Genomic DNA, 23,742 nt, shown 5'->3' with positions numbered 1-23,742 from the left:
TAAATTCAATAATACTTGTCTTGACTGCCTCTAAAAGTGGGTACGAATTAAGAGCATAAAAAAGTTTATGATAAAAGCCTATTTTTAGTAGAACTTCATATGCGGCTTTTCATCCCGGTAATAATCAAGTCTTTCCTGAAGAGTTCCGCTATGGAATTCGAATTTATGGCCGTCAGGATCTTCAAAATATAATGAATGTGCATCCCGTTCATGTCTCTCCCGTCCATTTAAAATGTTCACCTTTAATGCTTTAAGTTTTTCCTCCAAAGTCTTCATTTCCTCCTTAGGTACGGTAAAAGCAATGTGAGTATAGGAGTGACGGATTTCGTCCCTCGGGATATCGTTTTGGACATTTAAAGCAAGCCAAACGCCGTTTAAATCAAAATAACAGGTGGTCCTTCCTTTTAAAAGCAAGCGTGCACCGAAGATATTTTCATAAAATGTTATTGAAGTTTCTAGATTAGCTACAGAAAGGCAAATATGGTTAATCGGATACAAATTATTTTCCTCCTTTCTCTTCTAAAAAAATATCAAATAATACAAAATATGGCAATTAAAACTCGGGGATTCTTGTCGTAAAATGCTTGAATAACAACAAAAATATTGTCGAAAATCAAGATAATTAGAATGTTTTGTCTTCTTTTGCGAAAGCATTTACTTTAGAGAAAATACTTGTCATAATGCATCAGGTAGCCAACTTTTTCAAACGAAGAAAGGCATATGGGAAATTTAGGAGGAGAAATAAGTTGTACCAGAAAAATAATCGCGGCTGGAAAATATCCTAATTGAAATAAATGCCCAAAGAGAAAAAATGATTAGCTGTGCATTGATTAATGGTTTTACAAATGAATTAACGATTAAATATAGTCAGGAACTTGATGTATTGATTAATGAATATCAACAAGCCCCCTGCCCCTGGCAAGGGGAGCTGAAGTTTGGAATTTCCTTTCAGCAATTGTTGATTTCCAGGCCGAGGAAGTATTGGTATAAGTGAATATATGAAAAGGAAGATTCCAGCTGCGGAATCTTCCTTTTATTTTTTGGCTGTTTTCGAATACTTTGTTGCTATTTAAGGAGTAGTTGATCTCCACTACAGGATGCTCGCTTTCCGCGGGGCGGGCGGTGAGCCTCCTCGGCGCATAGCGCCTGTGGGGTCTCACCTGTCCCGCTGCTCCCGCAGGACGTTGAATCATCTTCCTAGAATCAACATCGCACGAAGGAAATGCGAGAGCATTTTCGAGGAGCTGCACCTTCCGCTCCAATCAACTTCTTTTTCAACGATTTGCTTTTAAAAACCTATTTGCAAAACAACAATCTTGTAGAAAACAGCCAATTTTTTAGGATATCCCAATCCACAACTGTGATATTTATCATTGTCTATATCTGTATATTTTTTATAGTAGTATTGTAGGTTAGTTTCTGTCTTAATATGTCTTCCATTGTCCAAGCTTCATAGAAAACTTCAGAATAAAAATTGATAACCAAGCACTTTCAGTCTATTCCATATTCTATTCGTATTTTTTACAAACATCACTGTACCCGTAAAACCTACCATAAAATTCTTTATTGTTTTGTACTATGCTTATATTGCGATTCATATATCGTAATAACAAGCATTTTCAAATATAAAGGGAGGCAACTGCTTCCATTTTTACACTCTATAGAGGAGGGAAATTTCTTCATGCATATTGTGGTATGTGTCAAACAAGTTCCTGATACAAAAATTATTAAAATTAATCCCAAGACAAACACACTCGACCGCCGCAGCGCACCTGCCATATTAAATCCATATGACGGCCATGCAGTCCAGGCGGCAGTTAAAATTAAAGAACTGACAGGCGGCACTATTTCCGTTCTATCAATGGGCACGCCCAGGCGACCGCAGTAATAAAGAAAAGTATTGAAATCGGAGCTGACAGGGGATATTTAATTTCTGACCGAGCTTTTGCAGGTGCTGACACACTTGCAACCAGTTATGCTCTTTCAAAAGCACTTGAGAGAATCAACAAGGAAATCCCGGTTGATATGGTGATATGCGGCAAGCATGCCATTGATGGTGATACTGGACAGGTAGGTCCTGGGATTGCTAGAAGGATGGATATTCCGCCAATAACGAATGTAATAGAAATAACAGAAATTAACAGGAGTGAAAGAACCGTACTAATAAAAAGGAAATTAACCAACGGATATGAATTGATACAGGCTGAACTGCCATGTTTGCTGACCGTTGAAAAAGAAATAAATGAAATCGACTATTCACCGCTTACAAACATGATAAAAGCGGCTCGGTATGAACCTGCAATTTGGGCAGTGAGTGACCTGGAAAATGTAGATCGGGCACAGTTAGGCTTGAAGGGTTCACCGACCATTGTAGGGAAAATGTTTTCTCCACCCAAACCCGAAGGCGGTAAAAGGCTTGAAGGTTCTGCAGACCAGCAGGTTAATCAGTTGATAGAGCTATTAATGGAGAAAAAAGAGCTGTTCACTCTACAATCTTCAAACTAATAAACAAAAGAAAAGCTGTTGCGAGGAGGAGTTCCAATGAAACTGGAGGAATACCAGGGAGTCTGGGTATTCATAGAGCAGAATGAAGGAGTGATCGAGGGTGTTTCCCTTGAACTGCTGGGGGCTGGCCGTAAGCTCGCTGAAAAATTAAATGTTCCGCTGGCAGGTGTGTTGCTGGGGGAAGGTGTTAAACCTTTATGTAATCAAGTGATTGCAAGCGGTGCTGATGAAGTATATGTCATAGATCATTCCGTATTGAAAGATTATCGGACAGAATCCTATATGAAATGCGTAATACTTCTTGCTGAGAAGTACAAGCCAGAAATTTTTCTATATGGAGCGACACCGAATGGAAAGGATTTGGCCAGTGCAGTTGCGACTGACTTAAATACGGGACTGACAGCAGATACAACCATGTTGGATGTTGACGCAGATAATCGATTGCTGGAAGCCAGCCGCCCTGCATTTGGGGGAAATATTATGGCGACCATTCTTTGTAAAAAACACCGCCGCAAATGGCGACCGTCAGGCCGAAGGTAATGAAAGCTCTTGAGCCGGATGAAGGAAGAAAAGGAAAAATTATTGAAGAAACGATATCGCTTTCTGAAGAGGATATGCGAACAAAAGTACTTCAAATTGTGAAGGACGTAACAAAAAAAGCGAGCCTTGCGGATGCCCATGTGATTATTTGCGGTGGTAAAGGCATGGGAGACATCCAAAATTTTCAGATTTTATATGAGCTCGCTGAAACGATCGGTGCAAGCGTAGGAGGAACAAGGGATGTAGTTGAGGCTGGGTGGCTTCCCCATCATCTTCAAATTGGCCAGACGGGCGAGACGGTTACTCCAAAAATTTATTTCGCTGTTGCTTTGTCAGGAGCCATTCAGCATATCGTCGGAATGAAAAACTCAGAATTCATCATTGCTATTAATAAAGATCCAAATGCGCCCATTTTTGACGTAGCCACTTATGGAATTGTCGGGGACGCCATGGAAATTATCCCTAAACTTATTGAGCAATTTAAACTAGTCAGTAATGAAAAAGGCGGTGAATTCAGCTATGCCTGAAAAATTTGATGTGATCGTAGTCGGGGCAGCGGCCGGATCAGCTTGCGCTCTTGTATCAGCAAGAGCGGGCTTAAGGTTTTGCTGATTGAAAGAGGAGAATACCCTGGAAGCAAAAACGTGATGGGAGGTGTTTTATACCGAAAACAGTTAGAGGAGCTGATTCCTGAATTTTGGAAAGAAGCACCTCTTGAAAGGCCAGTAATCGAGCAGCGCTTTTGGATGATGGATAAAGAGTCTGTAGTTTCCTTCGGATATAAGGGCTTGGAATGGGGAATGGAGCCTTATAACAATTTTACTGTTTTACGGGCTCAGTTTGATCAATGGTTTGCACAAAAGGCAGTAGAAGCTGGTGCATTATTAATCAACGAAACAGTAGTAATGGAATGTATCGTCGAAAACGGTAAGGTTATCGGAGTGCGTACAGACCGTCCTGATGGTGAGGTATATGCGGATGTAGTGGTTCTTGCTGATGGTGTCAACTCCCTGCTATCCAAGCAGCTTGGTTTCCATAAGGAATTCAGGCCGGATGAAGTCGCCCTTACGGTAATGGAAGTAATCAATATGCCGAAAGAGAAGATTAATGACCGCTTTAACCTAGAAGATAACCAGGGCACGACAATAGAAATTTTCGGTGACTCTACAAAGGGGAATTTGGGAACAGCATTTCTTTATACAAATAAAGACAGCCTCAACATTGGTGTAGGAACCACCCTGTCCAGCATGATAAAGGCGAAATTGAAGCCTTATGACCTTCTGGATTATTTAAAAAATCATCCTATGCTGAAGTCGATGCTTCAGGGCGGAGAATCAGCCGAATATCTTGCCCACCTCATACCTGAGGGAGGCTTCCGTTCTGTCCCTAAGGTGGCAGGCAATGGAGTATTGGTGATAGGAGATGCTGCCCAACTAGTCAATGCCATACACCGTGAAGGCTCAAATATGGCCATGTCATCAGGGAAAATGGCTGCAGAAGCTGTTATTAGAGCCAAGAACAGCAATGATTTTAGTGAATCGGGCCTTAACAGTTACCGAGAAGCACTATACAACAGCTTTATAATAAAAGATCTCGAGAAATACAAAGATGCGGCACATACGTTTGAAAAATACCCTCAGTACTTTAAAGAATATGTACCGATAATGAATAAGGCCATGAGTAAATTCTTTACGGTTGATGGCACCCCTAAACGCGATAAGCAAAAAGAAATCATGAAGAGCATCACTGCAGAAAGAGGCACTATCCGTGTGATCCAAGATATGTATCGTGCATGGAAGGCGGTGAAATAAATGTCGACAAAAAACATCGAGGAAAAACAGTATTTGCTTAGGTTTAAGTGTGACACGAAGTCCCATCTGACTGTGTTGGATCATGATGTGTGCATGACACAGTGCCCTGACAAGATTTGTACGGTCTTTTGTCCGGCAGAAGTATACAAGTGGGAAGGGAAGCGCATGCAGGTCGGATATGAAGGCTGCCATGAATGCGGCAGCTGCAGGATTGGCTGTCCTTATCAGAATATAAAATGGGAATATCCAAAAGGCGGCCATGGTATTGTCTTCCGGATGGCGTAACAGGAAAAGTAATAAATAAGATATTTTCCAAATAAAAGAGACTGGTCCAAATAGCCGGATTGATTCGGCTTTTTTGGAACAGTCTTATTTATTTATATATGTATATTTTTATAATCGTAGATTTTGGAGAGAAATGTCGATATTAACACTATATGTAAGGTTTTTCACAAGGAGTTGTAAAAAGAAAGGGTGAAGCAGGGGGAATAAAGAAAGGGGATTAGCTTATTTTCTCTTGTATACCTGAAGAGGTTATCTCATCATTCCGGCTGTAATTTTCAAATGATTTTGCCACATCTATCGCTTTATTGAAGCAATCAAGATGCGGTGAAGAATAGTAGGGTTGATTCCAGGAGAAGGATCCATCTGAATCAGAAGGATAAATGCTGACCTTCCAATGGAAATACTCTTCGCCAGGAGATGCAGGCTGGCCTTCTGAAGGCGATGAGCCAGTGAGTGGAACGTGCTGCAGCCGGAGGAGCAAATTCAGCTTCCATAAGCGCCAGCTTGTCTTTCAAGCCGATTGGAATTAATGGTTTCTGATAAAAATCCCGATAATGAGGATTGTACATTTATAGCCCTCCCTAATAGCTTTTAACTATATTATATGTGGATTTTCCATAATATTGTGATTAAAATGTTAAAATTTTATGAAAAATAAAAGCGTTTCCATTAATTGTGAATAATTCATGTCCAAAAAGCTGCTTTCAAGCTTGAAAGGAAATAAAGTGACTAGGGTCACAACTTTTTATAATGGTGTTAGCTATACTGTTGGTATAAATTGATTTGAGAGGAGCATTTTAAATGAGCGGCTGTATGAGTGGATTTGGTGGATTGGTTTCAGGCAAACTGTCTGTAGGGTTAAACCAATTGAAAAATGAACATCCTTCCTTACTTGATAAATTGGAGGGCATATTTTCTCTAGTTAAGCAGATTGAAACTGAATATCAAGCTGAGAATCCTTTCAATAGATTAAAAGAAAAGGTTTCCGAGTTTATGGCAGAGCTTGGTCCTCATTCTGAACGTGAAGAGGGAGTATTATTTCCGATGATGGGAACATATATTGGAACCACCTCTGGCCCTATTGCTGTAATGGAGTATGAGCATGACCAGGCAAAAAAATTAATTGGGACTTTTATTGAACAAACATCGGCAAAGGATGAAATATCAGAGCAAAAAATAAAGGAGCTGGCTGGTTTCATAAAGAATGCTTATTTTATCTTGACTGAACATTTCTCAAAAGAAGAAAATGTTTTATTCCCGATGGCTGAAAGGATGCTTTCGGAAGAAGAAAAGGCCGAGCTTTTCAGAAGAATACAGGAAATCAAGTAGAGGATGGCATATGTCATTCTTTTTTTGTTCAATATATTTTGCTTAATTCATAATATTTAAATTATAATTTTAAAAGGTAATAGACAATACCACAACGATCTTATTTAAAAGGATAAAGGTGAAAAAATTGGAAACTACAGTAGAAGTATTATTTAAACCAGAAATATTAAGTGATTTTATAGGGAAATTCACGTTATCTTCAGATTTTAAAAAACTTGGAGATTTCGAAAATTACGTATATGAAGTATATCGTGGGGGAGAACCATTGATCCTTAGGGTAACGCACAGCTCACACCGGAAAGAAGAGGATATTATATCTGAGCTTGATTGGATGAACTATCTTAATAAACATGGGGTAGAATGTCCAATAGCCTATAAATCCTCTCGAAGCCTTCTCGTTGAATCATTAGCAGCTGAGGATGGTTCTGAGTTTTATGCATGTTTATACTCTAAGGTCCCTGGGCATGCCGTGAAGGTGCGTTCGGAGGAATTCAATGAGCACCTTTTTCGTGCATGGGGAAAAGCGATTGGGAAGATGCATGCTTTAACAAAGGAATACCAGCCAGGGAATAAAGTGGTACGCCGCCCTTCATGGCACGAAGAAGAACTTTTGGAAATTGAAAAATATGATTCCAATGAGACTGTGATTCAAAATACCAAACAGCTGTTGGCTGAACTTCACTCCCTTCCATGTAATCAGGATAATTTTGGATTGCTACATACAGATCTCCATACAGGGAATTTCTTTTTCGATGGAGAAATCGTTCATGTTTTTGATTTTGATGACTGCGCTTACCATTGGTTTGCATCGGATATTGCGATTCCTCTTTATTATTCTCTTTTATATGGATGGCCAGATTCGGAAGTGGCAGAGAAAGAGCAATTTTCATCAGCTTTTCTTAAACATTTCCTAGAGGGGTATCAGCAGCACAATGACGTGCCGAAAAATTTAATGGAACATATTCCGCTCTTTTTTAGGCTTAGGGATGTAACAATTTATTCCGTTTTGTTAAAGAAAATCCCGCCTGAAAAAAGAAACGAAAGGCTGCAAAAAATGATTGAGGAAATCAGGACAAGAATTCTCCTAAATAAGCCGATAGTTGAATTATCGTAAAAAAAGCTTGTATCCAGTTTGACGTCTGGGTACAAGCTTTTTAAAACGATTATTTAGAGAGGGGAAGGCTGATATTAACGGTTGTTCCGATGGAGGTTTGGCTCTTTATATCAATTGACCCACCCATTGACTGTATGATGCGCTTACAAATCACGAGACCCAAACCAGTACCCGTATTCTTTGAAGTGTAAAATGGATGGAAGATCTTTTCTAACTCTTTTTTGGATATCCCTATTCCTGTATCAATAATTTCTATTTTGCATTTATTTTCATCAATGTAAAGGCGGATGGTTAAATTACCACCACCATTCATTGATTCAAACGCATTTTTGGCAAGGTTTAATATTGCTTGCTTTATATGGTCTTTAATTCCTCTCACTTGAACAGCATTTGTTGTGATTTCCCAGTAGCATTGGACATTGTAGATGTTACCTTCTGAGATAATCAGAGGTTTCAATTCCTTGATGATATCAGCAATATTTACTTTCTCAGTCTTTTCAGCAGTAGGCTTTCCAAGGATCAAAAATTCGCTGGCGATTTCATTAATTCTTTGAAGCTCGGTTTCAATCACTTCAAAATAATATTTATCCTCAGGTTCTTTGTACTTCTCACTTAAAAGCTGAATTAGCCCTTTAATACCTGTTAATGGATTACGGATCTCATGTGCTGTACTTGCTGCGAAGGTGCCGACGAGCTCAAGTTTTTGTGCTTCATATTGCAGTCTTTCTCTTTTAGCCTTCCTCTTAAGCAGCATGTACTGGATTAACAAATAAAAAATATGACTGATAATTAGTAGGTAAAACAAATCTAAGCTTAGTTTTTTCCCTATTTCCTTCTCATTGCGTTTGGGTAGCTGAACTTTAATGCTCCATGGTAATTGATTTATAGGCGTTGACACTGAATTATTTTTATTTAAGTCGCTTGTCCCTTTTAAATTTATTTTTAATATTGGCGAAAGGTGGCCATTTACGATAAGCAGGTTTTCATTCGGGGTAATGATTTTCATCAAATTTTTAAAATAATCAATTCTTAGATGGGCAACCAGTATGCCTGTTAACTTACTGTCAGAATCCATTACAGGCACTGCAAGGCCAATTATCCGCTGGTGATTGGTAAGGATCTCTCCTTTGTCGGAAATAATGGTATCTTTCGCTTTAATAGTCTCTTGAATATAAGCTAATTTTGAAAAATGATTTTCTTCGATTAAAGGATTGGAACCTATCAGTTCAATTCCGCGTTTATCCAATAAATATAGTCCTCCATAGCGCGGATCCTTTTGCTGGACCTGCCTGAGTAGAGGCTCTAATTTTTCAGGATTTTTGATATTCATTTCGGCGGATAGCGAAACAATCTTAAGACTAGTCACTGTCTGTCCAATAAATTTATTCCAACTTTTTTGATGAATCGAAGCGACCCACTCTGCATGCGCCTTTCGATTATTAAAGTCTTCTTTTACCAGGAAGTGATAAAAGTAAATTCCTCCAGTTATTACAGGCACAAGAACTATGGCAATATAAAGAAAAAGGTTTTTCTTAAATGCTTCCATTATATCGGTTCCTCTTAGTAGAAATGATTTTCATTCATTATATCATTTAAGGTATAACTTATTTTAGTAATCGTGGAAAATTCATTCTGGCAAAGGGTAAATTGACAGTAGGTATACAATTTCATATAATAATTTTGAATCCGAGATATTTCAGAAACTAAAGGGATTGATTAAAATGGAAAAAGAAGCAGTTTCACAATCATTAAAGTTGTATATAGTCCTATCAAGAGCCTATAAAGCCATTAATGAACATGTTAATAAGTACATTCAGGAAAATGGCGTTAACCCTACAGAATTTGCCGTTTTAGAGCTGCTGTACCATAAAGGCGACCAGCCAATGCAGCAGATAGGAAGCAAAATTCTATTGGCAAGTGGCAGCATTACATATGTTGTCGATAAGCTAGAACAAAAAGGAATGCTGAACAGGATTGCCTGCCCTAAAGACCGGAGGGTCACTTACGCACAAATTTCTGAAGAGGGAAAACAGTTTATTCAAAGAATATTTCCAGACCATGAAATACAGATCCATAAGCTGATGTCCAGTTTAGATGAACATGAAAAAGCGGAAGCGATTGAATTATTAAAAAAACTTGGAATCCCTGCAGGTAAATTTTAAATACGGCGAATGCCGTATTTTTTTTCGTCTCGGAAATTATAAAATTAAATGATGTGAATAACTTCTACAAGTTGTATTAATCTAGCTTTTGCACCCAGCCAGTTTTCACCTTTGAATAGCTCCATTGAATATCTTGCTCCAAGCATGACCTTTAGGTGATGCTTGGAGCAGCTCGGGGTCATAAGCCAAATCACTCCAGAAATCAGGACAAGGAAAACATCGGCAGCATCCGCATCGCACGAAGGAAAAGCGATAGCTTTTCCGAGGATGACTGCGTGATTCGTCTTATGCCTGTCGGGGCTAACCAGGGCGCTTGCGCCTTTTGTTCTTGAAAGGCTCTGTTAAACGCTGCTGTTGAATATTGTAAGGGAGCGGATTCCCCACATTTACTCATAAAAATCAACACTAAGCGTAACTGAGCCTTTTGCAAAAAGAAACGGATTTTTTTAATCGAAGAAAAAAGGAAAATGTCTTTCGCCTGTCGAATTAATATTTTGCAGTTTTAAAAATCAAGGGGGTACAATGATGAGATTCGAAGAGTATACATATAAACGTCCTAATTTAGAGGAGGTTTCAGCAAACTTTCAATCAGCACTTGAAAAATTTTCAGAGGCGGCTTCTGTTGAAGAACAAAGTTTGGCCATGAATGAAATCAATAAAATTCGAAACGACATTGGCACGATGTTCAATCTTTGCCATATACGTCATACGATTGATACGAATGATGAGTTTTACAAAGCTGAACAGGATTATATGGATGAAATTCAGCCTGAAGTAGAGGGTATCGTAACAAAATATTATCAGGCACTTGTTGATTCCAAATTCAGAGCGGAACTTGAGGAAAAATGGGGAAAACAGCTTTTTGCTCTTGCGGAAGGGCAATTAAAAACGTTTAAGCCTGAGATTGTTCCATTGCTCCAAAAAGAAAACAAGCTGTCAACTGAATATACAAAGCTGGCTGCATCAGCGAAAATAGTATTTGAAGGTGAAGAGCGCACTCTGGCACAGCTAGAGCCGTTTACACAATCGACCGACCGGGAAACAAGAAAGAGTGCGAGTGAAGCTAAATTTGGATTCTTCGCAGAGCATTCAGAGCAGTTTGACCGCATTTACGACGATCTCGTAAAAGTCCGGACAGAGATCGCTCAAAAACTAGGCTATAAAAACTTTGTTGAGCTAGGCTATTACCGTATGATGCGCACGGATTATAATGCCGAAATGGTCGCAAAGTTCCGCCAGCAGGTTAAGGATTTTATTGTTCCAATCGCTTCAAAATTAAAGGAACGTCAGCAGCAAAGAATTGGTGTCGAGCAATTAAAATATTATGATGAAAGCTTTGAATTCCTATCAGGGAATGCAGTACCAAAAGGCAGTCCCGAATGGATTATTGATAACGGCCAGAAAATGTATACTGACCTTTCAGAAGAGACAGGGGAATTTTTCCGTTATATGCAAGAAAATAATTTAATGGATCTTGTAGCCAAGAAGGGGAAAGCTGGCGGAGGTTATTGCACGTATATTGAAAACTATAAATCTCCATATATCTTTTCAAACTTTAACGGAACATCAGGAGACATCGATGTTTTGACACATGAAGCAGGACATGCTTTTCAGGTATATTCAAGCCGTCATTTTGAAATTCCTGAATACAACTGGCCAACATATGAAGCGTGTGAAATCCATTCCATGAGCATGGAATTCTTTACGTGGCCGTGGATGGAATTGTTCTTTGAAGAGGATACAGAAAAATATCAATTCTCCCATTTGAGCAGCGGATTGCTCTTCTTGCCATATGGAGTTTCTGTAGATGAATTCCAGCATTGGGTATATGAAAATCCTGAGGCAACTCCTGAAGAAAGAAAACAGCAATGGAGAGAGATTGAGAAAAAGTATATGCCTCATAAAGACTATGATGGAAATCCTTATTTGGAGAGCGGTGGATTCTGGCAGCGACAGGGCCATATTTATAACTCACCTTTTTACTATATTGACTATACACTGGCTCAAATTTGCGCTTTCCAATTCTGGAAACGTTCAAGAGAAAATCAGGAAGAAGCCTGGGCGGATTATGTTAAGCTTTGCAAGCTTGGCGGAAGCATGTCTTTTACCAAACTCGCTGAAGCAGCAAACCTCATTTCTCCGTTTGAAGATGGCTGTGTAGAATCGGTAGTTGGCGAAATCGATAGCTGGTTGAACTCTGTCGATGATACAAAACTTTAAAACAAAAGAAAGCGAAGCCGGAAAAATGGCTTCGCTTTTTTATTTATCTTCAATAAAATCAATTCTGGTAAGTTATTTTTTTAATTGGATAGATTCGTGGGTTTTTTCTGCAACAATAATTTCACCCGATACAATCTCAGCTTTCAAATGCTTTGTTTCTGGCTGATCAAGAATAAAGTCAGCTATTTTGTCTTCCAGCTGCTCTTGAAGGGCACGGCGCAGAGGGCGTGCACCAAATGCAGGGTGGTAACCAAGTTCAGCCAATTTTTCTTTTGTTTCCTGGGTTACCTCTAGCTCAAGGCCTTGCTCTTTAAGCGATCCGTTCAATTCGGTTAGCATCAGCTCAACAATTTCAAGAAGATGCTCTTTTTCAAGCGATTTAAATTCGATGATATTGTCGAACCGATTCAAAAATTCAGGCTTAAAGAAGCTGCCAAGTGAATCAAGGATACTTGCCTCCTCAAGAGCCTCATTATTGCCAAAGCCTACATGAATCGTTTTATGGACTGCACCAGCATTGCTTGTCATGATAATGACAGTGTCTTTAAAGCTTACTGTCCGACCCTGGCTGTCAGTCAGGCGTCCGTCTTCGAGGATTTGCAGGAACATATGCTGTACATCCGGATGTGCCTTTTCTATTTCATCAAGAAGGATAATGCTGTACGGATTGCGCCGCACTTTCTCTGTCAGCTGTCCTGCTTCTTCATGTCCTACATAGCCAGGAGGTGACCCAATTAATTTGGAAACACTGTGTTTTTCCATATATTCGCTCATATCGAGGCGAATCATGGCATCCTTGGTTCCGAAAAGCTCCTCAGCAAGCGTTTTTGTTAGTTCTGTTTTACCTACGCCTGTAGGTCCGACAAAGAGGAAGGAACCAATTGGGCGTTGTTTAGGCTTCAGTCCGGCCGGCTTCGCTTAATTGCTTTTGCGACTTTTCTAACCGCTTCTTCCTGGCCAATCACCTTATTCTTCATGTTATCTTCTAAGTTCTTCATTTTTAATTGCTCATCCGCTTGAAGCTTGCCGACAGGAATTCCTGTCTTTTGTTCAATAATTGACTGAATCATTTCAACTTCAACTACAGGACGCTCATTGGCTGAAGAAGTGTTTAATGCTTTTTCTAATTTGGCTTCTTCATCTCTAAGGGCTGCAGCTGCTTCATAGTTTTCAGCCTGAAGTGCTACTTCTTTTTCGGTTGCTATTTCTTTGAGTCGATCTTCAAGTTGCTTGCTGTCCTTGTATTCGGATGTCAAGTTCAGCTTAGCTCCTGCTTCATCCAGAAGGTCAATTGCCTTGTCTGGAAGGAATCTGTCCTGAATATACCGATGGGATAGTGTCACACAAGCCTTTATAGCTTCCTCAGAATAACTCACTTCATGGTATTGTTCATATTTTTGCTTAATGCCCTTTAATATTTCAATTGCCTCGGCTGGAGAAGGCTCGAGAACATGAATCGGCTGAAAGCGGCGTTCAAGTGCTGCATCCTTTTCAATCTGGCGATATTCCTTCAGAGTGGTGGCTCCAAGTACCTGCAGCTCACCCCTGGCAAGTGCAGGTTTTAAAATATTGCCTGCATCCATGGAGCCTTCTGCAGAACCAGCCCCTACAAGCAGATGAATTTCGTCAATGAAAAGAATGATATTTTTCCTCTGTTGCAATTCGGAAATCAATTGTTTCATACGATCTTCAAATTGTCCACGGATTCCTGTATTTGCTACTAAAGAAGCTACATCCAAAAGATATACTTCTTTATTCTTAAGTTTTTCCGGAACATCGCCTGTTGTAATTTTTTCAGCAAGACCCTCAGCAATTGCTGTTTTACCTACACCTGGTTCACCAATTAATACAGGGTTATTTTTATTTCTTCTATTTAAAACTTCGATTACACGAAGTACTTCTTCATCACGGCCAATAACAGGGTCAATGAGACCTGCCTTCGCCAACTGATTTAAGTTGCGGCGAAATTGATCAAGAAAACTGTTAGGATCCTTACCATGTCCTGCAGTATTTTTTTTGCTATTTAACTGGGATGGGTTAATTGAATTGAAAAAGTTTTCCATCGGGAAATGTGGGAACTGGCTCATTGATGGGCCAAAGTTTGCACCGAGAGAATTCTTTTCTTTTGTAAAACAAGTATGGCAAAGCTGCAGTTCATTTTTCTTTCCATTTATAATTAAGTTAACATGTAAGCTGGCTTGGTTTTCTCTACACATTTGACATAGCATAAATAAAAACCTCCTTGGAATTTTACAATTAAATATTAGGTCGTTTGTCTTTGACTATATTTGACCTTTATGAATCATAGTATACTCTGACCTATTTTGACTTTCAAGTAATTTGTTTAAGGTATTTTATTCCATTTACAGGCTCCTAAAAAAGCTCGTCTTTGTTTGTCCTCTTCCTCATATATTGATAAAGGAGGAGTGATCGATGTGAAAAAAAATTGGGGGCCGCCTTTCAAATTGCGGCTGTCTATGTCGGTACAGTGGTAGGCGCAGGCTTTGCAACCGGTAAAGAGATAGTAGAATTCTTTTCGCGATTTGGATTTATTGGATTTATCAGTATCTTAATGAGCGGATATCTTCTTGTTTTTATGGGATCAAAGTTGATGAGAATGTCAGCCAGAATAGAGGCCAAATCCTATCAGGAATTTAATGAATATTTATTTGGCAAGTGGGCTGGAAGGGGAATTAATGCGCTCATGCTTATTATGCTTCTTGGCGTAACAGCCGTTATGCTTTCTGGTGCAGGAGCCGTTTTTGAGGAACAATTGGGCTTGGCGAAAGAGTGGGGCATTTTTTTAACTATCCTTCTATCTATTATTGTCATGATCATAGGAACCAAAGGACTTTTTGCGGTGAATTCATTTGTGGTGCCAATAATGGTCTCCTTTAGTTTAATGCTGATGATCTTTTCGGTAGGTAATTCCGAATTTATCTCTAAGCTCCTATATATACCTCATGCTGATGATGGCTGGAAATCAGTCATTGCTCCATTTTCATACACAGCGTTTAATCTTGGGTTGGCACAGGCGGTTCTCGTGCCTGTTGCTGCTGAAGTGAAGGATGAATGGGCAATTAAATGGGGGGAATCATTGGCGGCGGTGCGTTAACTATAATCCTTATATCCAGCCACTTTACCCTCATCATGCTCCCAGGTTTTACATCTTATGAAATTCCGATGGCAATCATCATGAAGGGTACTGCCTCCAAGCTGTACTGGATTTTTGTTTTGGTTATATATGGGGAAATCTTTACATCGGTAGTCGGCAATGTGTTTGGACTGGAGAGGCAATTGAAAAAGAATCTTCACATTCCGACGATAATTTCGGTAATTGCCATTTTTGCTATAACTTATTTTATCAGCATGATTAATTATGGGACCTTGCTTTCGCTGCTATATCCAATATTCGGTTATGTAAGTCTGGCCTTTATTGTGCTTCTTTGGTTGAAGCCCTTAACAAGGGGGGAATAATCAGTATGCAAAATAAAGACCCGGCAGGTGCCGGGTTTATTTATTCGTGTTTTTCTTTCATTATAGTCTTGGCCATTTGCAGGAAAGCATCTCGATGGTCCGCATTAATTTTTGTGTGCATGGTAAGTTTTACTTTTAGATCATTTGTATTAATATAATAGGAAATTATCGTGTCTTCATTCTTGGAAGCCTCTAGTCCGATACCGTTTGTAAACAATTCGTCATTCGGAAGCTGCAGTTCTTTAACATCCGTACTAACTGCAGACAATTCTCCTAACATTGTGTCCTTAATTACCTGCTTATCGGCATCAGCTGGCATGGCTTCGATCCTCATAAAAATGGAATCATCCTTTTTTAGAAACAAAATGTCCCTATTAGGCTCTTCGGCGGTCAATTCATATTCAGGCAATACATATATGGAGTATCCTTCGTTGTCTGAATGCTTTAAAAAAGCAGTAATCTCCATTTCTTGGCCATTCATTTTATATTGGATATTTTGCTCTAATAATCTTATTGCCGTTTCCGGCTGTCTTTTATTAGCATCATGATTATTATCAGCTTTTTTCTTTTCAGCCTGTCCTGCAGGAGCCTGTTTCTTACTGCCATTTATATGTACTATGGTCTTTTCTGCAGTGCCGCATCCCGAAAGTATTATTGTCATGATTACAATTGCTGCTAATACTCTATTCCATTTGAACATGGTAGCCCTCCTTTATGGCGGTCCATTTAATATGTTAGTCGTACAATAGCCGCAAAGAGTTACAATTTTTTTCTTATAATAAACTCCGTCAAGATGGAAAAAGCTATAGTGATGAAAGGAGGCGTCCTATGAGTAAGTCAAAAAGTGAAAAAGAACGGGAATGGACCGTCAGAAAGCAAGATCAAAATCCCCATGGTAAAATAAAATCATTAAAAGAGATATCACAAGAAACACCTAAAACTAACTAAAGGTGACAGGCACCTTCCAAATTTTTGGATGGTGCCTGTCACCTTACAAAGGGAGGGGACTGTATGGGCAGGAGAGCGCTGATCCTGGGTGCTACAGGATTAATAGGGGGACATTTGCTTAATCATTTATTACATAGTAACGCCTATGATTATGTTGCCATTATTACTAGGAGGGATTTTCCGTTTGAACATCCCAAATTGCAAAAGTTCACTTTTGAATTATCGGAACTAGAGAAATTTAAAGAGGTTTTTAAGGTACATGACGTCTTTTGCTGTCTTGGTACAACGATAAAAAAGGCAGGATCTGAATCAGCTTTTAAACAGGTAGACTTTGAGTATCCCTTAGCAGCCGGTAAGATAGCAATTGAAGCAGGGGCTGAACAATTCCTGACCGTTTCTGCTATGGGTGCTAGCAGTGATTCCCGTATCTTCTATAATCGTGTGAAAGGTGAAATGGAGGAAGGGATTAAAAAACTGCCTTTTACAGGTGTCCATATTTTTAGGCCTTCCCTTTTGCTTGGAAAAAGGGAGGAGTTCAGGCTGGGGGAAAGAGCAGCTGAATGGTTTGCAAAGCCCTTTTCGGGGTTCCTTAAGGGCAGTTTGAAAAAATATGCCCCAATACCGGCCGAAACGGTCGCCTGTTCAATGGTGGTGTCTGCTTTGAAGAGAGAGAGCGGAATCCATATTTATGAATCTGACAAAATAAAAGAACAAACCGAATTGAAGCAGCCCTGATAAGGGCTGCTTCAATGTTTTCGTCGAGTATATAAAACTTTTAATAAATTAATAAGCGCTTTCTTTTATGATTTTATAGTTTTTGTGATTTATAACAGTTCGCTGATCAAGCTCTAAATCTCTGTAATTATCCATATAAGTTAGGTCAACGATAACTGAGTTCTCATTTACTTTTTCAACAATTCCTTGTAAACCCTCACGAAATTCAATCACATTTCCCACTTCTGCTTTTTTCATATTATCTCTCTCCCTTTGTAAGCAGCTTATATCCATATAAATAACAGTTTGCACTACTTTTATTTTTTCGTAAAGGCTTTTATGTGACAATTTAAATAAATTAATTGAGTGAAGGTTGAAGATTCTGATTAATTTACAATTATTCCAATATATTTATCATAAATGCTGTTCCGCTGATTATATGTTACTATCATATTCAGTCAAAATATTGCGATGCGTGAACACAGGAGGAAGAAAAATGGATATAGTACTAATCAATGAAGTGCTTGAAAAATTAAAAACAGGCGAGTTGTACGAATATTACGTGAAAAAAGAAGATTTTCTGCCATTTCGCCAGATATTGGTACAAAGAGAAGATTTTAAGAATTTCCGTGGAATTGCTCAACGGAGCGGCGATGTTTTGTACCAATATTTAAAGGCACCAAGAAGCTAGACAGCTACCCATTTATACATAAAATCTCTTTATTCCATATAAATATTTTAATGCTTTATCGAATCAAATTATTGTAAAATATGTGACAAAATAGTAAAATAGACATAGTGAAAGGAGTGATGTGGATGGAACGTTTTGAAAGTTATAGAAGCTTAATAGTAGAAATTGAGCAAAAACGGGAAGAAATGATCCACGCCGCTTCCCGAACTGGCCTAAACAGTTTTGAAACAGTAAAGAAGAGTAAAGAGCTCGATTTGCTCTTAAATCTTCATCAGCAATTTGCTCTTAGGCGGAAACCTGCCTGGCAGCCTACAATTTAAAATTCGTAAAGCACAAAGGCGCAATCTGCTGAGATTATGCGTCTTTTTTATTTTAGCTGTTTTCTAAAAGATTGTTGTTTTGCAAATAGGTTTTTAAAAGCAAATCGTTGAAAAAGAAATTGATTGGAGCGGAAGGTGCGAGACTCCTCGAAAATGCTATCGCATTTCCTTCGTGCGGTGTTGATTCTAGGGAGCTGATTCAACGTCCTGCGGGAGCAGCGGGACAGGTGAGACCCCACAGGCGCTGTGCGGCGAGGAGGCTCACCGCCCGCCCCGCGGAAAGCGAGCATCCTGGAGTGATAATCAACTACTCCTTAAATAGTAACAAATTATACGAAAACAGCCTTTATTTTTATCTAACCAATATATTGGGTAGTGTTAATTAAGGAATGAGAAAAAAGGGAGGAATTGAAAATGGACTTCACCGGAAAAACGGCAATTATTACCGGAGCAGCGAGCGGGATTGGGAAGGCAATTGCAATAATGTTTGCTGACCATGGTGCAAACGTCGTCATTGCAGATATTGAGGAAGAAAAGGGATTCGAAACAGAAGAGGAAATTAAGAGGAAAAAGAAGAACGCGATTTTTATAAAAACAGATGTGAAAAATGAAGCAAGTATAAAACAACTTTTTCAAACAGCTGCCAAGACATTCGGACAAATTGACATTCTGGTCAATAATGCAGGTATTTCAAAGTTCTTACCATTTATGGAGATGACATCTGAGCAATGGGATGAAGTAATTGATACAAACTTGAAGAGTGTGTTTTTGAGTTCTAAAGAAGCTGTTCAATATATGAAGGAAGACGGAGGACGAATCATTAATATTTCTTCGACGCGGGCTTTTATGTCCGAACCAAATACGGAAGCCTATTCTGCATCAAAGGGAGGAATTATTGCGCTAACACATGCACTTGCAAGAACGCTTTCCCCTAACCGCATTTTTGTCAATAGTATAAGTCCCGGCTGGATCCAGACCGAAAATTATGACAGCTTAAAAGAAATAGACCATAAGCAGCATTTGTCCAACCGTGTAGGAAAACCCGAAGATGTAGCCAGGTGCTGTCTTTTCCTATGTGACCCTAAGAATGATTTTATAACAGCAGAAAATATTATTTTGGACGGAGGAATGACTAGAAAGATGATTTATGAAGAATAATTTGGCAAAAAAATGGCTTTTTCTAGACTTTTTATTATGGTAGCGCTTCCTTTTAAAAATGTCATGAATTTGAAACTGTTTTGGTTGTGAGCCATATCTTTAAAATGCTATGATACTGCTATTAAAGATAAACTATGTCGTATGGTTTACATGATTGGCTGCAGGATGGAAAAGATAAGCATTATCACAAAGGGATTCATCTGATTTTATTTAATTTTTAGTCTTTTAACGGTTTAGTTGACTAAAATGGTGAAATTGGATAAGTTAATGGTGCAGGCATATGATTATAGTAATTCTAAATTAATTTTCATATTAAAAGGAGTCTGATTAACATGGCAGAAAAACAATTTAAGGTAATATCGGAAACAGGAATCCACGCTAGACCGGCAACTTTATTAGTTCAAACAGCTAGCAAGTTCGATTCTGAGATCCATTTAGAATATAAAGAAAAAAAAGTTAATTTAAAATCAATTATGGGTGTTATGTCATTAGGTGTGGCGCAGGGTGCAGATATTAAAATCAGTGCAGAAGGCAACGATGCTGAAGAAGCATTAAATTCTCTTGAAGAAACTTTGAAAAAAGAAGGTTTGGCTGAGTAATGACATTCCTAAAAGGTATTGCCGCTTCCAATGGAATTGCGATTGCTAAAGCATACAGGCTTGTAGAGCCCGATTTGTCATTTGAAAAGAAGACAGTAGAAAACGCTGAACAAGAGATTGCGCGTTTTCATACGGCGCTTGAACAATCAAAATCTGAACTTTCATCCATTCGTGACCGGGCGAAAGTAGACCTTGGAGCTGACAAGGCAGCGATTTTTGAAGCACATCTTCTAGTACTTAGCGACCCTGAATTAATTTCACCAATTGAAGATAAGATTAAATCTGAGAACGTCAACGCGGAGCATGCCCTTAAGGAAACAGCAGACATGTTTATTATGATGTTCGAACAAATGGACAATGATTATATGAAGGAACGTGCCGCTGACATAAGAGATGTTACAAAACGCGTTCTTTCACACTTGCTTGGTGTCCAAATCGTCAATCCTAGCATGATAGCTGAAGAAGTTATCATCGTAGCTGAAGATTTAACACCATCAGATACTGCACAACTTAACAGGCAGTTTGTAAAGGGTTTTACAACAGATATCGGTGGCCGTACTTCTCATTCAGCGATTATGGCCCGTTCAATGGAAATACCAGCAGTTGTAGGAACCAAAACAGCTACTGAAGAAATCAATAACGGTGATCTAGTCGTCGTTGATGGATTAACAGGAGAAGTACATATTAATCCAACACCTGAAGCCGTAGAAGAATACCGACGTATCCACAAAGGATATGAAGCTCAAAAAGCAGAATGGGCAAAGCTTGTAAACGAAAAATCGGTATCTGCTGACGGACATCATGTTGAACTTGCTGCCAACATTGGCACACCTAAAGACCTAAAAGGTGTAGTAGAAAATGGCGGTGAGGGAGTGGCCTTTACAGGACTGAATTCCTTTATATGGGCCGTGATCAGCTTCCTACAGAGGAAGAGCAATTCGAAGCCTACAAAGCGGTTCTTGAAGGTATGAAAGGAAAGCCTGTCGTTGTCCGTACTCTTGATATCGGTGGAGATAAAGAACTTCCATATTTGAAGCTTCCAAAAGAACTGAATCCTTTCCTAGGTTTTAGGGCTATCCGTTTATGCCTTGAAGAGCAAGAAATCTTCAGAACTCAATTGCGTGCATTGTTAAGAGCAAGCAGTTTCGGCAATTTGAAAATTATGTTCCCGATGATTGCTACCTTGGATGAATTCCGCGCAGCTAAAGCGATCTTGGAAGAAGAAAAGGACAAGCTTATTTCTGAAGGAAATACTGTCTCAGAAAAAATCGAACTTGGCATTATGGTTGAAATTCCATCAACTGCCATCCTTGCAGATCAATTTGCTAAGGAAGTTGACTTTTTCAGTATCGGTACTAACGATCTTATCCAATATACAATGGCTGCTGACCGGATGAATGAGCGCGTTTCTTATTTATACCAGCCATACAGTCCATCCATTTTACGATTGGTGAAAATGGTTATTGATGCTGCACATGCAGAAGGAAAGTGGGCTGGAATGTGCGGGGAAATGGCCGGGGATGAAACTGCTATTCCGCTGCTTTTAGGTTTGGGACTTGATGAATTTTCAATGAGCGCTACATCTATTTTAAAAGCACGCTCTCAAATCCGTAAGCTTAGCATGGAAGAAATGAAACAGCTAGCCCTGAATGTACTAACTATGAGTACAACCGATCAGGTAATCGCGGCTGTTAAAACCGCTACAAAACTGTAATCAAAATGTAATTATCATTTTGTTTCAATACTGTTATTTCGGGTAAAGATAAAGCATGCACTTTGATAAGCCTAAGTGTAAGCTAATCATTCTCATTTTCCCCCTAATTAGCCGGCTGTGAAAACAGCCGGCATTTTTTTGCGTTCTTTTAATGAATTATCCTAAACCAAAGGGGGATTGAAAAGGATTCATTAATCTCTTAAACTGCTTTGTGAAACAGTCTTTTGTATAATAGAAATAGATTATTAATAGGAGGATGATAAAATGGACTTGAATCTTACAGGAAAAACTGCCCTAATAGCTGCGTCGAGCCAGGGATTGGGCTTTGCAATCGCAGAACAGCTGCTTAAAGAAGGGGCAAATGTCATGATTTCTGGACGTGATGCCGTAAAGCTTGAACAAAAGGCAAAAGAACTGGAGAATGCGGGAACTGGAAAAGTGTCCTTTCACGCTGCGGATATTACAAAGATAGAGGATATAAAAAAGCTGGTTTCAAAAACGGCTGATTTTTTCGGTAGCATCGATATCCTTGTCAATAACGCTGGCGGTCCGCCTGCGGGATCCTTTGAGTCGATGAGGGACGAAGATTGGCTTGCTTCTTTTGAGTTGAATTTATTATCGTATGTCCGTCTTATCAGAGAAGCACTTCCCTTTTTGAAGCGTGATGGAGGAAAAATATTAAATATTGCATCCTCATCAATTAAAGAACCTATTCCAGGATTAATACTTTCGAATACCTTCAGGACTGGAATCGTGGGATTGACAAAGACACTGGCACAGGAATTTGCGGAATATCAGATTTTAATAAATACGATCGCACCAGGAAGGATTGCTACGGACAGGGTGAAGCATCTTGATCAGATAAATGCTGAAAAGCTTGGTGTAGAAAGGGAAGCTGTCGAAAACCAGGTTAAGGAAATGATTCCATTAAAAAGATACGGAAACCCTGAAGAATTTGCCAAGGTTGCCTCCTTTCTTGTTTCAGATGCAAACTCCTATATGACAGGCAGCTCATTCCTTGTTGATGGTGGAATGGTAAAATCGATTTAATGCTTAATAATCCTTTTTCTTTCACTTATTAATTTGATTAAAAAGATAAAATCAGGATAAAATACTAGGGTGCATAAATTTGGAGATTAGCACATGTTCCGGGACACAGGTCCCGGATTTTTTTTGCGAAAAATCCGCCATCATTATTTCGAGAATAAAAATAATGTTAAAATATAAACAGATAAAATTTTTGAGAGGATGAATGACAATGCTATCACCAGAAAATACAGTAATTGCCTTTATCGGTACAGGAGTGATGGGTAAAAGCATGGCAGGGCATCTCCTGGATGCAGGGTTCCCGTTAATCGTTTACAACCGGACTAAAGAGAGGGCGCAGGAATTGCTTGACAGAGGAGCCAAATGGGCAGATTCACCGAAGAAAGCAGCACAGAACGCAAATGTCATTTTCACCATTGTAGGCTATCCCCATGATGTCGAAGAAGTATATTTAGGAGAAAATGGCCTTATTCCAAATGGAACAGAAAACACCTACTTGATTGATATGACCACTTCAACCCCATCCCTTGCGAAAAAAATTTATGAAGAAGCTAAAATGAAGAGGATTCATGCCATTGATGCGCCAGTTTCAGGCGGGGATATTGGGGCGAGAGAAGCGAGGCTGGCCATTATGGCAGGCGGAGATGAAAAAGCGTATCAGCAGGTAATGCCGCTCCTGGAAAAATTGGGTACTAACATTGTATATCAAGGGTCCGCTGGATCCGGACAGCATACAAAAATGTGTAACCAAATTGCAATTGCCTCCGGAATGATTGGTGTTTGCGAGGCGATGATTTATGCTGAAAAAGCTGGCCTTGATCCCGAAAATGTTCTAAAAAGCATTTCAACTGGAGCAGCAGGGAGCTGGTCATTGAGCAATTTGGCACCAAGAATGCTCGACCAGAATTTCGAGCCGGGATTTTATATAAAACATTTTATTAAAGATATGAAAATAGCTCTTGATGAAGCAGAAAGAATGGATATGGAAGTTCCAGGATTGGCACTTGCTAAATCGATGTATGAGACATTGGCTGAAAAAGGAGAAGAAAATAGCGGAACACAGGCATTATATAAATATTGGAAGAATTGAAGTTAAGGTAAGTGGAGG

22 protein-coding genes and 5 pseudogenes are annotated in these 23,742 nt (G+C 39.2%); 20 read left to right on the top strand and 7 right to left on the bottom strand.

What is annotated here, in order from left to right; genetic code table 11:
* Window positions 1-84: 84 nt before the first annotated feature.
* Entirely contained in the window at window positions 85-498 is a 414-nt protein-coding gene (gene fosB / locus RCG23_RS05405; protein ID WP_308178889.1) for a metallothiol transferase FosB, read from the bottom strand.
* 271 nt (window positions 499-769) lie between these two features.
* On the opposite strand from fosB, the gene RCG23_RS05400 reads away from it, so the two are divergent.
* From RCG23_RS05400 to RCG23_RS05380, 5 genes and pseudogenes are all read left to right on the top strand, one after another.
* A complete protein-coding gene (locus RCG23_RS05400; protein WP_308179971.1) occupies window positions 770-994 on the top strand; it encodes an aspartyl-phosphate phosphatase Spo0E family protein in 225 nt (74 codons plus the stop codon).
* A 687-nt stretch (window positions 995-1,681) separates the two neighbouring features.
* Window positions 1,682-2,505 (top strand): annotated as a pseudogene (locus RCG23_RS05395) (electron transfer flavoprotein subunit beta).
* A 36-nt stretch (window positions 2,506-2,541) separates the two neighbouring features.
* A pseudogene (locus RCG23_RS05390) lies at window positions 2,542-3,572 on the top strand (electron transfer flavoprotein subunit alpha/FixB family protein).
* A pseudogene (locus tag RCG23_RS05385) lies at window positions 3,565-4,856 on the top strand (FAD-dependent oxidoreductase). Before RCG23_RS05390 ends, RCG23_RS05385 begins: the two co-directional pseudogenes overlap by 8 nt.
* On the top strand, window positions 4,857-5,141 hold the full coding sequence (locus RCG23_RS05380; RefSeq protein ID WP_308178888.1) for a ferredoxin family protein: 285 nt from the start codon (window positions 4,857-4,859) through the stop codon (window positions 5,139-5,141).
* A 368-nt stretch (window positions 5,142-5,509) separates the two neighbouring features.
* Here RCG23_RS05380 and RCG23_RS05375 read toward each other — a convergent pair whose 3' ends face one another.
* Entirely contained in the window at window positions 5,510-5,710 is a 201-nt protein-coding gene (locus RCG23_RS05375) for a hypothetical protein (RefSeq protein ID WP_308178887.1), read from the bottom strand.
* Window positions 5,711-5,942: 232 nt separating this feature from the next.
* Here RCG23_RS05375 and RCG23_RS05370 point away from each other — a divergent pair, with 232 nt between their 5' ends.
* Both RCG23_RS05370 and RCG23_RS05365 read left to right on the top strand, forming a co-directional pair.
* The gene (locus RCG23_RS05370) at window positions 5,943-6,470 is read left to right on the top strand and encodes a hemerythrin domain-containing protein (protein ID WP_308178886.1); all 528 of its coding nucleotides are present in this window, start codon (window positions 5,943-5,945) and stop codon (window positions 6,468-6,470) included.
* Between the two features lie 127 nt (window positions 6,471-6,597).
* A complete protein-coding gene (locus RCG23_RS05365) occupies window positions 6,598-7,584 on the top strand; it encodes a phosphotransferase enzyme family protein (RefSeq protein WP_308178885.1) in 987 nt (328 codons plus the stop codon).
* Between the two features lie 49 nt (window positions 7,585-7,633).
* Here the strand turns inward: RCG23_RS05365 and RCG23_RS05360 are convergent, their stop codons facing one another.
* A complete protein-coding gene (locus tag RCG23_RS05360; protein WP_308178884.1) occupies window positions 7,634-9,130 on the bottom strand; it encodes an ATP-binding protein in 1,497 nt (498 codons plus the stop codon).
* A 175-nt stretch (window positions 9,131-9,305) separates the two neighbouring features.
* Here RCG23_RS05360 and RCG23_RS05355 point away from each other — a divergent pair, with 175 nt between their 5' ends.
* Window positions 9,306-9,746 carry a MarR family winged helix-turn-helix transcriptional regulator gene (locus tag RCG23_RS05355; RefSeq protein WP_308178883.1) on the top strand — a complete coding sequence of 147 codons (441 nt, stop codon included), beginning with the start codon at window positions 9,306-9,308 and terminating at the stop codon, window positions 9,744-9,746.
* Between the two features lie 44 nt (window positions 9,747-9,790).
* Here the strand turns inward: RCG23_RS05355 and RCG23_RS05350 are convergent, their stop codons facing one another.
* Entirely contained in the window at window positions 9,791-9,928 is a 138-nt protein-coding gene (locus RCG23_RS05350; protein WP_308178882.1) for a hypothetical protein, read from the bottom strand.
* Window positions 9,929-10,271: 343 nt separating this feature from the next.
* Between RCG23_RS05350 and RCG23_RS05345 the strand changes: the two genes are divergently transcribed.
* Window positions 10,272-11,966, top strand: coding sequence for a M3 family oligoendopeptidase (locus tag RCG23_RS05345; protein WP_308179970.1), 1,695 nt, complete (start codon window positions 10,272-10,274; stop codon window positions 11,964-11,966).
* A 72-nt stretch (window positions 11,967-12,038) separates the two neighbouring features.
* Here the strand turns inward: RCG23_RS05345 and RCG23_RS05340 are convergent.
* A pseudogene (locus tag RCG23_RS05340) lies at window positions 12,039-14,194 on the bottom strand (AAA family ATPase).
* A gap of 218 nt (window positions 14,195-14,412) precedes the next feature.
* Between RCG23_RS05340 and RCG23_RS25870 the strand changes: the two are divergent.
* A complete protein-coding gene (locus tag RCG23_RS25870) occupies window positions 14,413-15,081 on the top strand; it encodes a YkvI family membrane protein (RefSeq protein ID WP_374049808.1) in 669 nt (222 codons plus the stop codon).
* A complete protein-coding gene (locus RCG23_RS25865) occupies window positions 15,051-15,443 on the top strand; it encodes a hypothetical protein (protein ID WP_374049807.1) in 393 nt (130 codons plus the stop codon). Before RCG23_RS25870 ends, RCG23_RS25865 begins: the two co-directional genes overlap by 31 nt.
* A gap of 40 nt (window positions 15,444-15,483) precedes the next feature.
* On the opposite strand, the gene RCG23_RS05330 is transcribed toward RCG23_RS25865, so the two are convergent.
* Window positions 15,484-16,143 carry a hypothetical protein gene (locus RCG23_RS05330; RefSeq protein ID WP_308178881.1) on the bottom strand — a complete coding sequence of 220 codons (660 nt, stop codon included), beginning with the start codon at window positions 16,141-16,143 and terminating at the stop codon, window positions 15,484-15,486.
* 128 nt (window positions 16,144-16,271) lie between these two features.
* Here RCG23_RS05330 and RCG23_RS05325 point away from each other — a divergent pair, with 128 nt between their 5' ends.
* Both RCG23_RS05325 and RCG23_RS05320 read left to right on the top strand, forming a co-directional pair.
* Window positions 16,272-16,391: a DUF6254 family protein gene (locus RCG23_RS05325; RefSeq protein ID WP_308178880.1), complete on the top strand. Its 120-nt coding sequence runs from the start codon at window positions 16,272-16,274 to the stop codon at window positions 16,389-16,391.
* Window positions 16,392-16,454: 63 nt separating this feature from the next.
* Window positions 16,455-17,126, top strand: coding sequence for an oxidoreductase (locus RCG23_RS05320; RefSeq protein WP_308178879.1), 672 nt, complete (start codon window positions 16,455-16,457; stop codon window positions 17,124-17,126).
* A gap of 48 nt (window positions 17,127-17,174) precedes the next feature.
* Here RCG23_RS05320 and RCG23_RS05315 read toward each other — a convergent pair whose 3' ends face one another.
* On the bottom strand, window positions 17,175-17,363 hold the full coding sequence (locus tag RCG23_RS05315) for a YkvS family protein (RefSeq protein ID WP_308178878.1): 189 nt from the start codon (window positions 17,361-17,363) through the stop codon (window positions 17,175-17,177).
* Between the two features lie 238 nt (window positions 17,364-17,601).
* On the opposite strand from RCG23_RS05315, the gene RCG23_RS05310 reads away from it, so the two are divergent.
* The 7 genes and pseudogenes from RCG23_RS05310 (at window position 17,602) to RCG23_RS05280 (ending at window position 23,724) form a co-directional block, all read left to right on the top strand.
* Entirely contained in the window at window positions 17,602-17,796 is a 195-nt protein-coding gene (locus RCG23_RS05310; protein WP_308178877.1) for a hypothetical protein, read from the top strand.
* A 125-nt stretch (window positions 17,797-17,921) separates the two neighbouring features.
* Window positions 17,922-18,116: a Spo0E family sporulation regulatory protein-aspartic acid phosphatase gene (locus RCG23_RS05305; RefSeq protein ID WP_308178876.1), complete on the top strand. Its 195-nt coding sequence runs from the start codon at window positions 17,922-17,924 to the stop codon at window positions 18,114-18,116.
* A gap of 414 nt (window positions 18,117-18,530) precedes the next feature.
* Complete coding sequence (locus RCG23_RS05300; RefSeq protein WP_308178875.1) at window positions 18,531-19,274, top strand: glucose 1-dehydrogenase; 744 nt, start codon at window positions 18,531-18,533, stop codon at window positions 19,272-19,274.
* 332 nt (window positions 19,275-19,606) lie between these two features.
* Window positions 19,607-19,873 carry a phosphocarrier protein HPr gene (locus RCG23_RS05295; RefSeq protein WP_308178874.1) on the top strand — a complete coding sequence of 89 codons (267 nt, stop codon included), beginning with the start codon at window positions 19,607-19,609 and terminating at the stop codon, window positions 19,871-19,873.
* Window positions 19,873-21,587 (top strand): annotated as a pseudogene (gene ptsP, locus RCG23_RS05290) (phosphoenolpyruvate--protein phosphotransferase). The gene RCG23_RS05295 and the pseudogene ptsP overlap by 1 nt, the downstream one beginning before the upstream one ends.
* 264 nt (window positions 21,588-21,851) lie before the next feature.
* Complete coding sequence (locus RCG23_RS05285; RefSeq protein ID WP_308178873.1) at window positions 21,852-22,637, top strand: SDR family oxidoreductase; 786 nt, start codon at window positions 21,852-21,854, stop codon at window positions 22,635-22,637.
* 208 nt (window positions 22,638-22,845) lie between these two features.
* The gene (locus RCG23_RS05280; protein WP_308178872.1) at window positions 22,846-23,724 is read left to right on the top strand and encodes an NAD(P)-dependent oxidoreductase; all 879 of its coding nucleotides are present in this window, start codon (window positions 22,846-22,848) and stop codon (window positions 23,722-23,724) included.
* The last annotated feature ends 18 nt before the right edge of the window (window positions 23,725-23,742 follow it).

Origin of the sequence: Neobacillus sp. PS3-34 (assembly GCF_030915465.1) — a bacterium.
Taxonomy (GTDB): Bacteria; Bacillota; Bacilli; order Bacillales; family Cytobacillaceae; genus Neobacillus_A.
This window is presented reverse-complemented; position numbering and strand designations above follow the sequence as displayed.

What these genes read in the sequence shown, in the direction of transcription:
- RCG23_RS05310 (WP_308178877.1), top strand. Translation starts at nt 17,602, where the DNA reads ATGGATATAGTACTAATCAATGAAGTGCTTGAAAAATTAAAAACAGGC.
- RCG23_RS05285 (WP_308178873.1), top strand. Translation starts at nt 21,852, where the DNA reads ATGGACTTGAATCTTACAGGAAAAACTGCCCTAATAGCTGCGTCGAGC.
- RCG23_RS05280 (WP_308178872.1), top strand. Translation starts at nt 22,846, where the DNA reads ATGCTATCACCAGAAAATACAGTAATTGCCTTTATCGGTACAGGAGTG.
- RCG23_RS05315 (WP_308178878.1), bottom strand. Translation starts at nt 17,363, where the DNA reads ATGAAAAAAGCAGAAGTGGGAAATGTGATTGAATTTCGTGAGGGTTTA.
- RCG23_RS05305 (WP_308178876.1), top strand. Translation starts at nt 17,922, where the DNA reads ATGGAACGTTTTGAAAGTTATAGAAGCTTAATAGTAGAAATTGAGCAA.
- RCG23_RS05295 (WP_308178874.1), top strand. Translation starts at nt 19,607, where the DNA reads ATGGCAGAAAAACAATTTAAGGTAATATCGGAAACAGGAATCCACGCT.
- RCG23_RS05320 (WP_308178879.1), top strand. Translation starts at nt 16,455, where the DNA reads ATGGGCAGGAGAGCGCTGATCCTGGGTGCTACAGGATTAATAGGGGGA.
- RCG23_RS05300 (WP_308178875.1), top strand. Translation starts at nt 18,531, where the DNA reads ATGGACTTCACCGGAAAAACGGCAATTATTACCGGAGCAGCGAGCGGG.
- RCG23_RS05345 (WP_308179970.1), top strand. Translation starts at nt 10,272, where the DNA reads ATGAGATTCGAAGAGTATACATATAAACGTCCTAATTTAGAGGAGGTT.
- RCG23_RS05330 (WP_308178881.1), bottom strand. Translation starts at nt 16,143, where the DNA reads ATGTTCAAATGGAATAGAGTATTAGCAGCAATTGTAATCATGACAATA.
- RCG23_RS05375 (WP_308178887.1), bottom strand. Translation starts at nt 5,710, where the DNA reads ATGTACAATCCTCATTATCGGGATTTTTATCAGAAACCATTAATTCCA.
- RCG23_RS25865 (WP_374049807.1), top strand. Translation starts at nt 15,051, where the DNA reads ATGGGGGGAATCATTGGCGGCGGTGCGTTAACTATAATCCTTATATCC.
- RCG23_RS05360 (WP_308178884.1), bottom strand. Translation starts at nt 9,130, where the DNA reads ATGGAAGCATTTAAGAAAAACCTTTTTCTTTATATTGCCATAGTTCTT.
- RCG23_RS05370 (WP_308178886.1), top strand. Translation starts at nt 5,943, where the DNA reads ATGAGCGGCTGTATGAGTGGATTTGGTGGATTGGTTTCAGGCAAACTG.
- RCG23_RS05325 (WP_308178880.1), top strand. Translation starts at nt 16,272, where the DNA reads ATGAGTAAGTCAAAAAGTGAAAAAGAACGGGAATGGACCGTCAGAAAG.
- RCG23_RS05380 (WP_308178888.1), top strand. Translation starts at nt 4,857, where the DNA reads ATGTCGACAAAAAACATCGAGGAAAAACAGTATTTGCTTAGGTTTAAG.
- RCG23_RS05355 (WP_308178883.1), top strand. Translation starts at nt 9,306, where the DNA reads ATGGAAAAAGAAGCAGTTTCACAATCATTAAAGTTGTATATAGTCCTA.
- RCG23_RS05350 (WP_308178882.1), bottom strand. Translation starts at nt 9,928, where the DNA reads ATGACCCCGAGCTGCTCCAAGCATCACCTAAAGGTCATGCTTGGAGCA.